Source organism: Dyella sp. OK584, from assembly GCF_057787755.1.
The window spans coordinates 4,449,363-4,461,675 of sequence record NZ_CM173542.1 but is presented as its reverse complement, the minus strand read 5'-3'; the positions used below and the strand labels follow the sequence as shown (position 1 = coordinate 4,461,675).

At 63.1% G+C, this 12,313-nt stretch carries 12 protein-coding genes; all 12 read left to right on the top strand.

Translation table 11 applies throughout. The annotated features are described in order from the left end of the window. Positions 1-6: 6 nt before the first annotated feature. The 12 genes from flgF to AC3CBN_RS20185 all read left to right on the top strand — a co-directional run bounded on the left by flgF (position 7) and on the right by AC3CBN_RS20185 (position 12,011). Positions 7-747 carry a flagellar basal-body rod protein FlgF gene (gene flgF, locus AC3CBN_RS20240; RefSeq protein WP_488634767.1) on the top strand — a complete coding sequence of 247 codons (741 nt, stop codon included), beginning with the start codon at positions 7-9 and terminating at the stop codon, positions 745-747. Positions 748-772: 25 nt separating this feature from the next. Continuing rightward, complete coding sequence (gene flgG / locus AC3CBN_RS20235; protein ID WP_488634766.1) at positions 773-1,558, top strand: flagellar basal-body rod protein FlgG; 786 nt, start codon at positions 773-775, stop codon at positions 1,556-1,558. A gap of 8 nt (positions 1,559-1,566) precedes the next feature. Beyond that, on the top strand, positions 1,567-2,250 hold the full coding sequence (gene flgH, locus AC3CBN_RS20230; protein WP_488634765.1) for a flagellar basal body L-ring protein FlgH: 684 nt from the start codon (positions 1,567-1,569) through the stop codon (positions 2,248-2,250). Positions 2,251-2,282: 32 nt separating this feature from the next. Next, complete coding sequence (locus tag AC3CBN_RS20225) at positions 2,283-3,419, top strand: flagellar basal body P-ring protein FlgI (RefSeq protein ID WP_488636779.1); 1,137 nt, start codon at positions 2,283-2,285, stop codon at positions 3,417-3,419. Next, on the top strand, positions 3,419-4,351 hold the full coding sequence (gene flgJ, locus AC3CBN_RS20220; protein ID WP_488634764.1) for a flagellar assembly peptidoglycan hydrolase FlgJ: 933 nt from the start codon (positions 3,419-3,421) through the stop codon (positions 4,349-4,351). Before AC3CBN_RS20225 ends, flgJ begins: the two co-directional genes overlap by 1 nt. A gap of 17 nt (positions 4,352-4,368) precedes the next feature. Continuing rightward, complete coding sequence (flgK, locus tag AC3CBN_RS20215) at positions 4,369-6,243, top strand: flagellar hook-associated protein FlgK (protein ID WP_488634763.1); 1,875 nt, start codon at positions 4,369-4,371, stop codon at positions 6,241-6,243. 6 nt (positions 6,244-6,249) lie between these two features. Next, entirely contained in the window at positions 6,250-7,476 is a 1,227-nt protein-coding gene (gene flgL, locus AC3CBN_RS20210) for a flagellar hook-associated protein FlgL (protein ID WP_488634762.1), read from the top strand. Positions 7,477-7,769: 293 nt separating this feature from the next. Further along, positions 7,770-8,972, top strand: a complete 1,203-nt coding sequence (locus AC3CBN_RS20205; RefSeq protein WP_488634761.1) for a flagellin N-terminal helical domain-containing protein — start codon at positions 7,770-7,772, stop codon at positions 8,970-8,972. A gap of 193 nt (positions 8,973-9,165) precedes the next feature. After that, a complete protein-coding gene (gene fliD, locus AC3CBN_RS20200; RefSeq protein WP_488634760.1) occupies positions 9,166-10,620 on the top strand; it encodes a flagellar filament capping protein FliD in 1,455 nt (484 codons plus the stop codon). A gap of 16 nt (positions 10,621-10,636) precedes the next feature. Continuing rightward, positions 10,637-11,065 (top strand): flagellar export chaperone FliS, encoded by a 429-nt coding sequence (gene fliS, locus AC3CBN_RS20195; RefSeq protein ID WP_488634759.1) that lies wholly within the window; start codon positions 10,637-10,639, stop codon positions 11,063-11,065. Positions 11,066-11,076: 11 nt separating this feature from the next. After that, positions 11,077-11,358, top strand: coding sequence for a flagellar protein FliT (locus AC3CBN_RS20190; RefSeq protein ID WP_488634758.1), 282 nt, complete (start codon positions 11,077-11,079; stop codon positions 11,356-11,358). Between the two features lie 95 nt (positions 11,359-11,453). Further along, positions 11,454-12,011: a PilZ domain-containing protein gene (locus AC3CBN_RS20185; protein ID WP_488634757.1), complete on the top strand. Its 558-nt coding sequence runs from the start codon at positions 11,454-11,456 to the stop codon at positions 12,009-12,011. Positions 12,012-12,313: the final 302 nt, after the last annotated feature.

Genomic DNA, 12,313 nt, shown 5'->3' with positions numbered 1-12,313 from the left:
GCCGTCATGGATCGTTCCGTCTACGTAGCAATGACCGGGGCAACGCAGATCATGCGTTCCCAGGAAGCGGTGAGCCACAACCTGGCCAACGCTTCCACGGTCGGCTTCAAGAGCGAGCTCACCGCGTTCCAGAGCGTGCCGGTGCTGGGCGATGGTGCGCCCTCGCGCATCAACGCGGTGGCGCAGGGTATCGGCCAAAGCTTCACGCAGGGTTCGCTGATCAACACGGGTCGTTCGCTGGATGTTTCGGTGCGCGGCGCGGGCTGGATCGCGGTGCAGGCGCCGGACGGTTCGGAAGGCTATACGCGCGCGGGTGATCTGCAATTGACGGCGGACGGTGGCCTCACCGATTCGCGCGGCAACCCGGTGATCGGCAGCTCCGGCCCGATCACCATTCCGCCGGCTGCGGAAGTAAGTGTCGGCAATGACGGCACCATTTCCTCCGTGCCGCTGGGGCAGGGGCCCAACTCGGTGTCGACGCTCGATCGCATCAAGCTGGTCAACCCTGATCCGACACAGCTTGTGCAGGGCAGCGACGGTTTGATGCACATGGCTGGCGGCGGCACGGCCGATACCGACGACAACGCGACGCTCGCCTCCGGTGTGCTCGAGGGCAGCAACGTCAACGCGTCCGCCGAGCTGGTGAAGATGATCGCGTTATCGCGCCAGTACGACATGCAGGTGAAGTCCATCAAGGCCTCCGAGGACAACGCCGATTCCGCCATCAAGCTGATGCAGGCCAATTAAAGCCGCAGCGTTACGGGAGTAACCGATGTTCTCTTCCTTGTGGATTGCCAAGACCGGTCTCGATGCGCAGCAGACGCGCATGGACGTGATCTCCAATAACCTGGCCAACGCCAACACCACCGCGTTCAAGAGTTCGCGTGCCGCGTTCCAGGACCTGATGTACCAGAACAAGGGCCAGCCTGGCGGCCAGACCACGGAACAGACGCTGTCGCCGTCGGGCCTGATGCTGGGCACCGGCGTGCGCGTCGTGGGCAACGAGAAGCTGTTCACCGAAGGCAGTTTGACGCAGACCGGCAGTTCGATGGACGTAGCCATCCAGGGCCGCGGCTTTCTGCAGGTGAGCATGCCCGATGGCAGCGTGGCGTACACGCGTGACGGCTCACTGCACACCGACGCCAACGGCCAGCTGGTCACCGCCGACGGTTATCCGCTGGAGCCGGCCATCACCGTGCCGTCCAACGTGCAGAGCCTCACCATCGGCACCGACGGTACCGTGTCGGCAACGACCACCGCATCGGCTACACCCGCCACGCTGGGTGCGCTGCAGCTGGCTGACTTCATCAACCCCGCCGGCCTGCAGCCGATGGGTCAGAACATGTATCTGGAAACGGCATCGAGCGGTGCGCCGCAGACCGGACAGCCCGCACTCAACGGCATGGGTTCGCTGCTGCAGGGCTCGCTGGAGTCCTCCAACGTCAACGTGGTGGCCGAGATGGTCAACATGATCGAAACGCAGCGCACCTACGAAATGAATTCCAAGGCCATCAGCAGCACCGACCAGATGCTGCAGGACCTGACCGACAAGATGTGAGCATTGCCATGCCGTCCTTTCGCTACCTGTCTCGAATCACTGCTGCGCTGGCATTGGCCATGCTGGCTGGCTGCGTCATGCCGCCAACCCATGACGATCACCAGTGGGCGGCCACGATGCCGACGGAGCCGAGCGCGCCTCCGCCGACCGATGGCTCGATCTACCACGCCGAGCAGGGCATGGAGTTGTTCAACGACGCACGCGCGCATCGCGTGGGTGACATTCTCACCATCTCGCTGGTGGAAAGCACGCAGGCGTCGAAGAAGGCCAGCACCAGCACCAGCAAGAAGGACGCGAGCACCATCAGCGCGCCCACCATTCTTGGGCACTCGCTCAAGGTGGGTGGAAAGACCGCAGATTCGTCCCTCAATGCCGACCGCAATTTCGATGGTGCGGGCAACAGCAGCCAGAGCAACCAGCTCACTGGTTCGATCACGGTCACCGTGGCGCAGCGTCTCTCCAACGGCAACCTGCTGGTGCGCGGCGAGAAGATGCTCACCATCAACCAGGGTCAGGAGCTGATCCGCATTTCCGGCATCGTGCGTCCGCAGGACATCCTGCAGGACAACAGCGTGCCATCCACGCGCGTAGCCGACGCGCAGATCGCCTATACCGGCAAGGGCTCGCTGGCCGATGCGAACACGCAAGGCTGGTTGTCTCGCTTTTTCAGCTCGAAGTGGATGCCTTACTGATGAACGGTTTCTTCCATCGGGATTCCCATGTGATGGCACGGATCGCGCAGCGTGCGGTGTCGGTATTGCGCGGCGTAGCCATCGTGCTTTGCGCCAGCTTCTCGGTGAGTCAGCCCGCGCATGCCGACAAGATTCGCGACCTGGCCCAGGTGGCCGGCGTGCGCACCAACCAGTTGATCGGCTACGGCCTGGTGGTAGGTCTCGATGGCAGTGGCGATCAGACCACACAGGCACCGTTCACCACGCAAAGTCTGGAGAACATGCTGGTGCAGTTCGGCATCACCGTGCCGGCCAACGTGCGCCCGCAGCTGAAGAACGCCGCCGCCGTCACGATAACGGCGCAGTTGCCACCGTTCGCCAAGCCCGGCCAAGTCATCGACGTTACCGTGGCATCGATCGGCAATGCCAAGAGCATTCGTGGCGGCGAGCTGCTGATGACGCCGCTGCGTGGTGCGGACGGCAACGTGTACGCGATGGCACAGGGTAGCGTGGTGGTGGGTGGCATCAGCGCGCAGGGCAAGAGCGGTTCCAGCGTGCAGGTGAATATCTCGGCCAGTGGTCGCGTGCCCAATGGCGCGACGGTGGAGCGCAGTGTCGCTTCCTCGTTCGGCAACAACGGCGGTGATCTGGTACTCAACCTCAACACACCCGACTTCACCACGGCGGCGCATATCGCCGAAGCGGTGAATCGCACTTACGGCGCGGGCACAGCCAGCGCGATCGACGGGGGCTCGGTGAGCGTGCGCGGTCCGGTCGATCCGAGCCAGCGTGTGGCGTGGCTCGGCGCGGTCCAGGGCATTGAAATATCGCCGGGCGAAGCGCCTGCGCGTGTCGTGGTCAATTCGCGCACCGGCACCGTGGTGATCGGTTCGGAAGTTCGCGTGACGCCGGCAGCCGTGGCGCACGGTTCCATCCAGGTCACCATCAGTGAGCAGCCGCAGGTTAGTCAGCCGGAGGCGTTCAGCCGCGGCCAGACCGTGGTAGTGCCCAGCAGCAACGTGCAGGTGAGCGAGGACGGCGGCCACATGTTCAAGTTCGGCCCCGGCACCAATCTCGACACCATCGTGCGCGCGGTGAACCAGGTCGGTGCGTCGCCCAGCGATCTGATCTCGATCCTGCAGGCGCTCAAGCAGGCCGGCGCGTTGCACGCGGAACTGGTAGTCATCTAATGGCGTTGACCGGCGACGCTGCGAAGAGCCTGAACACCTGGACGGATCTGTCCGGGTTTCAGTCGCTTCGGCAAAGCGCGCAGACCGATGCGAAGTCGGCACTGCCGGCCGTGGCCAAGCAGTTCGAATCCATCTTCACCCAGATGATGCTCAAGTCCATGCGTGACGCCAGTGCGGGCGATGGACTGATGGACAGTGATGCGGGCACCGCCTGGCGAGACATGTTCGACCAGCAGCTGTCGGTGAACCTGTCGCAGCAGGGCAACGGCCTGGGCATTGCCCAGATGCTGATTCGCCAGCTTGGCGGCACGCAACAGAGCGGTACGGGTGGCACGACGACACCAGACGACTGGCAGAAGCGTCTCAATTCCGTGACCAGCGCCGCAAAATCGGCAGGTTCGCAGGTGCTCAAGTTGTTGCCGCAGGATGCGCAGGATTTCGTGCAGCAGCTCGCACCCTATGCGCAGAAAGCTGCCGAAAAGCTTGGCGTCTCCGTGCGCGCAGTGCTGGCCCAGGCCGCGCTGGAAACACAATGGGGCAAGCACATGCCGTCCCATGGCAATGGCGATACCAGCAACAACCTGTTTGGCATGAAGGCCGGCAGCAGCTGGGATGGCGAGAAAGTGAGCGTTCCCACGCTGGAGTTTGAGGATGGTGTGGCGGTGCAGCGACGCGCTCAGTTCCGTGCCTACGCCAATCCGGGCGAGTCGTTCGACGACTATGCCCAGTTGATTTCCGATAACCCGCGTTACGCCAAGGCACTCAACCATGGCGAAGACGTGGTGGGCTTCGCACGCGGCCTGGTCAATGGTGGCTATGCCACTGATCCGTCGTATGCGCAAAAAATTGTGGCCATCGCCAACAGCCCAGCCATGCGTGACGCCCTCGATGCGCTCAAGAAAGTCAGCGACGCGCCGATCTCCCCCAAGTGACTTTGCCGGAATAACCCATGTCCAACCTTCTCAGCATTGGTACTTCAGGGCTTAACGCGGCACAGGTCGCGCTCAATACCGTCGGCAACAACATCAGCAACGTCAACACGACGGGCTACAGCCGGCAGACGGTGGTGCAGACGGAGACCATGACGCCCCCCGGTGGGCGATACAGCATTGGCAGCGGCGTCGATGTGAAGTCCGTGCAGCGCGCCTACAGCGACTTTCTTACCAACGCGGTGTGGAGCAGCAACTCCAGTCTGCAGCGTGCTACCAAGTACAACGATCTGGCGACCACGCTCAACAGCGTGTTGAGCGCCAGCGGCAGCCTGCAGGGTTCGCTCGACAGTTTCTACGGCGCCTTCAGCACGGTGGCCAATACGCCGGGCGTGGCGTCCAGCCGGCAATCGCTGCTCGGCAGCGCCGGTTCCACGGTTACCGTGTTCAACACCCTCGGCCAGCAGTTGAGCGCGCAGCAGAGCCAGGTGAACAGCCAGATCGGCACCACGGTGAACAGCATCAACACCGTCGCCAGCAATATCGCCGACCTCAATGCCAAGATCCACCAAGCCGGCAGCAATGTGCCCAACGATCTGCTGGATCAGCGCGACACCATGGTCCAGACGCTTTCGGGCTACCTGGGTGTTTCCACCTTTGCCCAGCAAGACGGCACCATCAGCATCTATGCGTCCAATGGGCAGGCGCTGGTAAGCGGCGACAAATCTTTCGCGCTTTCCACCGGCAAGAACGCCTACGATTCGACGCGCACCGATGTGTTCGACACCACGGGCACCAACATCACCACCAAGCTGAGCGGCGGCGCGCTTGGCGCGTTGCTCGATTACCGCAGCAACGTGCTGGACAACGTGCAGAACCAGTTGGGCCAGGCGGCCGTGGCGCTCGCCAGCAGCGTCAACGAGCAACAGGCCAAGGGCCTGGACCTCAACGGCAAGCAGGGCGCGGCGATGTTCGGTGTGCCGTCGCCGACGGTGCTTCCCAGCAGCGCGAACAAGGGCAGTGCGGGCGTTACGGCCAGCATCAGCGATGCGTCGCAACTGACCGCGTCCGACTACGTGATGAGCTACGACGGCACCAACTGGAACCTGGCAACCACCAGCGGCCAGAGTGTGGCCATGACCACCAACCCCGACGGCAGCTATTCGGCCGATGGGCTCACCTTCAACGTATCGGGCACGGCGCAGACGGGCGACAGCTTCCAGATCCAGCCCACACGTTCGGCTGCCAACGGCCTGACGTTGACCATGACCGATCCCAACGGCATCGCAGCGGCGGCGGCGCTCACCTCCAAAGCGGCCAGCGGTAATACCGGTACGAGCAGCATGGGCTCGGTCACGGTGAACGATCCCACCAACGCGGCGTTGCTCAGCAATGCCACGGTGAGCTTTCCTACCACGGGCAGCTATCAGGTCACCGACAGCACCGGCAACGTACTGGCCAGCGGCAGCTATGCGGCAGGGCAGACCATCAGTGCCAATGGCTGGAGCGTGACGCCATCGGGCACGCCTGGCGCGAACGACAGTTTCACCGTTGGCATCAACAGCAATGGCCTCAATGACACCAGCAACGCGCTTGCACTGGCGGGGCTGGCCGACAAGGGCGTGCTCAACGGCGGCACCCAATCGGTGATCGAGGCTTACGGCACGCTCACCACGGCCATCGGCACGGTGGGTAGCCAGGCGCAGAGCAATCTCACCACGCAGACCAGCCTGTACAACCAATCGGTGTCCGCGCAGCAGAGCGTGTCGGGTGTGAACCTCGATGAGGAAGCGGCCAACATGGTGCGCTATCAGCAGGCGTATCAGGCCTCGGCGCAGGTGATCTCCACCGCGCAAACCATCTTCAGCAGTCTGATCAGCGCGATACAGGGATAAACCACGATGCGCCTCTCCACCAGCTGGATGTATCAGCAGTCCCTCAGCACGATGCTCAACCAGCAGAGCGCAATGGCGGCCTCGCAGAATCAGGTCGATACGGGCGTGCGCATCAACGTGGCATCCGACGATCCGGCGGGCGCGGGGCAAGTGGTGAGCCTCGGCCACATCATTGCGGCCAACGCGCAGTTTTCCAACGACATCGACAGCGCCAACACGAGGCTCAATACCGAGGCCAGCACACTCGACTCGGTGAACAGCGCGCTCGACAGCGTGCGAACGCTGTCGCTGCAGGCCATCAACGGAACGCTCTCGGATAGCGACCGCAAGAGCATCGCCAGTCAGCTCAGCCAGATCCGCGACCAGCTCGTGCAGGCGGCCAATACCACAGACAGCAACGGCAATGCATTGTTCGCCGGCACCAGCACCACCAGCACGCCGTTTCAGGTGGGCGTCAACGGCACCGTGAGCTACGCGGGGAACGATGGACAGCAGCGCGCGGCGGTGGGCTCGGGGTTGCAGATCGCTACCGGCGACGCCGGCTCGGGCATCTTCATGAATGTCCCTTCGGGCAATGGTTCGTTCGTAGCCAGCGCGGGCGGAACGAATACGGGCACGTTGCTCGTAGGCACCAACAGCGTCACCGATCTGGCCGCATGGAATGCCGGCAAGGCAAGCAGCGGTGGTGGTTACACCATCACTTTCGGTACGGCAGGCAGTTGGACGGCTGCCGATGCCCGTGGCAATCCCGTGCTCGACAGTAGCGGCAATCCGGTGGGTGGTACCTACACGGACGGCGGCTCGATCAGCTTCAACGGCATGACCGTCGCCATGAGCGGTACACCCGCTGCCGGCGATACGGTGTCAGTGCAGTCGGGCGGCCAGCAGGATGTGTTCACCACGCTCAGCAACATGATCACTGCGTTGCAGGGTGGTGGCAGCGATACGCAACTCACCAACGTGATGAGCCGGCAGATCGAGTCGATCGACCAGGCGCAGTCGGGCATCAGCGCGACGCAGGTCGCCATCGGCGGACGATTGAACACGCTGACGCAGCAGCAGGGCGTGTACCAGGATCTCAACGTTACCTATCAGGCCGCGCTGTCGGACGTGGCAGCTGCCGATCCTTACACCGCGATCAGCAACCTGTCGTTGCAGTCGGCGGCGCTGCAGGCGTCGCAGCAGGTGTTCGCGCAAGTCAAATCGATGAGCTTGTTCAACTACATCAAGTAATGGCTTCGTGGTTGCGCGTGCCGCGTTGGTGGCTGCGCGATGCATGGGCTGGATATCGGTCGCGGATGCAGCAGGGAGGTCTACGCAGCAAGGGTCGGGTGTGATGGTGCGCACGGTGGAAAGGTTTCGCCACGCTTGCAAAGTGCGCTCTATCACGAAATGGCAGTGAGTGGCTCAAGTAATCCGAAAGGACGCCGAAAAGCTCACCGAGGCGGATGGCATTCCCACTGAGGACCTTGCCGCCGGCACGAACAAAGCCAACCAACCGGCCACCGGTTACGTAGGAGAAATCCATGTCTCTCGTTATCAATACCAACATCTCGTCGCTGAATGCTCAGAACAACCTGACCAAGTCGAAGAACGCCTTGGCCATGGCCACCCAGCGTCTGTCGTCGGGCCTGAAGATCAACAGCGCCGCCGACAACGCCGCCGGCTTCGCCATCTCGCAGCGCTACACCACGCAGGTTGGCGGCCTCAATCAGGCCAGCGCCAACGCCAGCGACGCCATCAACCTGGCGCAGACCGCCGGTTCCGCGCTCGATCAGGTCACCGCCAACCTGCAGGCCGTTCGTGACCTGGCCGTGCAGTCGGCCAACGGCACCTACACGGACGGTGACCGCGCTTCGATCGACCAGGAAGTGCAGCAGCGCCTGGCTGAAATCACCCGCATCGCCAACCAGACCACGTTCAACGGTTCCAAGGTTCTGGACGGCACGATGCAGACCAAGAGCTTCCAGATCGGCGCCGACGTCGGCCAGACCATCAGCGTGAACCTGGGCACCAGCGTGAAGGCCAGCGACATGGGCAAGATCGCTGAGGTCAACACCTCCGACCTGAGCGGTGCGTTCACCGATGCCACCACCGGCGCGGCGCTGACGATGGATCTGTCGAAGATCACCATCACCGGCACCGATGGTACGGCAGTAGCACTCAGCGGCACGGCCAGCAGCGTCCAGGATCTGGCTGATGCCATCAATGCCAAGGCTGTCACTGGCGTCAGCGCGGCGGTGGACGGCAAGGGCGGCCTGAGCCTGTTCTCCAATGGCTCCTTCAAGGTTGCCGACACCGGTTCCATCGCTGCCGCCTCCACCTTGGGTGCCACGCAGACCAAGATCACGGGTGTCGCCACCGACGTCGGTGCCGGCGGAGCTTATGTGGATGGCGCTGCCGTCAATACCGCTGGATCGCTGGATGGCTCCGATGTTAAGACCGTCGATAACGCCAACGCGCTGATCTCGCGCGTCGACGTTGCTCTGAAGACAGTGAGCGATTTCGCTGCCCAGTTGGGTGCGGTGCAGAACCGCTTCCAGTCCACCATCTCCACGGTGGCGGCTCAGACCACCAACCTGCAGGCCTCGCAGTCGACCATCCAGGACGCGGACTTCGCGGCCGAGACGGCCAACCTCAGCAAGGCTCAGGTGCTGCAGCAGGCGGGCATCTCGGTGCTGGCACAGGCCAACTCCAACCCGCAGCAGGTGCTGAAGCTGTTGCAGTAACGGACGGAAGGCCTGGACGCGGCTCTCCCGGGTCGCGTCCGCCTCGGCCGGTTTTATCGCCTGACGGGCCCTTGGGCCCGCCAGGTATCACGGGAGCCACCGGCAAAGTCCTTGAGAGACGAGGGTTTTGCCGGGGGCTCGAAACTTCCCGCCGCAAAGCGGGGTTCATTCGGGAAAGTGAAAAGGCAGCGCCATGACCCCCACCAGCCCTACCAGCAGCCCCACCACCACCCCCACCACCACCCCCACCACCACCCCAACGACCGGCTTGACGACGACCGGCGGCACCATCAGCTCGGCGGGTCTCGGTTCCGGCCTGAACGTCAGTGCGATCGTCACCGCGCTGGTCAATGCACGAAAAGATGCGCCGCAGACGCAAATCACCACGCGTACTACGCAGACCAACAACCTGCTCACGGGGTTGTCTTCGCTGAACTCGGCGTTGGGCTCCGTGCAAAGCGCGCTCGCCACGCTCACCTCGGTCAACACGTTCAACAGCTACGCCGCCACGCTGACGCCCAGCGGCAGCAGTTCCAGCATCGGCACCGCGACCACGATGTCCAGTGCTCACGCTGGTACCTACACCATCGAGGTGAGCCAACTGGCGACGGCGCAGAAGCGTGCGAGTGACGCGTACGCCACCGGTACGGCAGTGGGCAGCGGCACGCTCAGCCTCACCGTGGGTTCGAACACGATGAACATCGCCGTGTCGGCCACCAATTCGCTGTCGGACATCGCCTCCGCCATCAACAGCTCCTCGTCCAACCCGGGCGTAACAGCCACCATCATCAATGGTGCGAACGGTCAGCAGCTGATGCTGAGCTCCAGCAAGACGGGTGTCGCCAACAGTTTCTCGGTGAGCGCGAACGCTACCAGCAGCAGCGGATTGCTTGCGCTGGCAGGCAAGCTCAATACGGCGGGCAACAACGAGCCGGTGGACGCGAAGCTCCAGGTGGACGGCATCGACGTCACCAGCGCCACCAATACCGTCACCGGCATGATGGACGGCGTGACGCTCAATCTCACCGGTACCGGCACCAACACGCTGACCGTGGCGCAGGACACCACCGCCGCCAACAAGGCCGTCCAGGGTTTCGTCGACGCATTCAACAGCTACGCCAGCACGGTGTCCTCGCTGTCCAGTTTCGACAAGAGCACCAGCACCGCTGGCGTGCTGCTGGGCGATGCCACGCTCACTTCGGTGCAGCGGCAGATCTCCTCCGTGCTCAGTAACTCGGTGAAGGGCAACAGCATCGGCACGCTGTCCAATCTGGGCATCACCCGCAACGCCGACGGCACTCTAAGCCTGGATACGGACAAGCTTGCCTCGACGCTCAAGTCCAACCCCAGCGCGGTGAAGGATCTGTTCACCGGTGCCAATGGTTATGCCAACGCGCTCAACAAGACGATCGATGGCTATACGTCGAGCAACGGCATCATTACCACGCGCATGGACAGCCTCAACAACACGCTGACCCAGCTGACCCAGCAACAGACTTCGCTCGATGCGCGCATGGCGACCTATCAGACCCAGCTGCAGCAGCAGTACACCGCGCTGGACACCTTGATGTCCTCGCTCAACAACACCAGCAGTTACCTGACCACGGCACTCGAGCAGATCAACAACTCCAACAGCTCGAAGAACTGAACGCGGGGAAGCGACCATGACCTACGGCTACACGCGCAACGCCGGCGCGATCTATCAGGACACCAGCGCGCGCGGCAGCGTCGAGGGTGCCGACCGTCACCAGCTCACCGGCATGCTGTTCGACGGCGCCATCGACCGGATCAATCAGGCCCGCGGTGCCATGCGCCGGGGCGATGTACCCGCGAAGGGCATGCATTTCGGCAAGGCGCTGGCCATTCTCGGTGAGTTGCGCGGCAGCCTGGACCACACGTCTGGCGGCACGCTGGCTGGTCGACTCGACGCGCTGTACGACTATGTGAGCCGCCGTCTTCTTCACGCCCAGCTCAACGACGACGAGCACGCCATTGACGAAGCAGTGGATTTGCTGACGCCAGTGCGCGACGGCTGGCGCCAGATTCGCGAAACGTACATGGCGTCGCAGAGCGCCTCCAGCGCTGCTGCGTGATGGTGATGGACATGGCTGCCAGCATTCTCGATGTCAGCGCACGCATGCTGGCCTCGGCCCGCGCCGGCGATTGGGACGCCGTCGCCTCGTTCGAGGCCGAACGCAGCGGCCTGCTCAATTCGCTGTCCCTGTCCGATCCGGCGGCGCTTGCGACCCTCAAGACACTGCTTGCCCATACCGAGGAAGTCCGCAAGCTGGCCGGCGACCAGCGCGACCACCTCGGCGAAGCACTGGGGCAGCATCAGCAGCGCCACCGTGCTCTTAGCGCCTACCTTCACGCCGGCATCGACTGACGCTACGTCCAGTCTGGCGCCAGAGCGAATACGCGCATAATCCCTACGTATTCCGGCGCTGTCTCGAAGCCCGGCCCAGAACGACCGAGGGACCCATGCAAGACTCATCCTGGCAGGCCTTTTCCGAGCGCGTCACCTATGAGGACGGCCTTCACGCCAGTTGCGCGGCGTTGCCGCAGGCGCTGGGCGAGTTGCAGCTACTGGCGATGCGCGAGCGCAACCTCAGCGTGCTGGGCACGCTCGCCGTGTTTGGCGAACGCCGCAGCGACACGCTCGACGAGGAAAGCCCGGTCGCGCAGGAATTGCAGCGGGTGGACAGCAAGCTCAACGTGCTGATGGCCATGCTGGATCAATTGCTTCGACGCGATGTCGAGCTACCACCCCGCCAGTTGCTCTGCTTCAACGCCATTGGAGCTGTGTTGCCGCGAGCCATGTGGCCTGTCGGTCAGGCAAGCGGCCTGGTGCGATTGCATTTCGATGGCTGCCTGGCCTTGCCGTTGGAGTTGCCGGCACGGCTCGTGCGAGAACGTGATGTCGATCACGTTTTCGTGGCGTTCGAATCACAGGACGACGTGACGTGTGACGCACTTGAGCGCCTCGTGTTCCGCCACCACCGACGTAAAGTGGCAGAACGTCGCCTGACAGCTTCTTAGGAATCTGCCTACGGTCGCGACCACTATGTGACCGACATCACGCTACGTAAAATCGACGCGAAAGTTCTTTGACGCCGATCTCATCTCTGGTGTCGCACAGGGTCACTTTTCCGCAGACCTTTAGCCTTCGTTTTAACCCAATAGATTCAGTCACATGTCGCATACCTTTGCGACGTGGGCGAGCCGCTGCGCCCGCGGGTGACGCTGACCGGCAGATGGCGGCGGCCGTCAGCGTCGAAAAATCGTTCCGTACTGGCCTTCTTCTTGCTGAACCCTCTTCAACAGACGACGACGGATTGTCG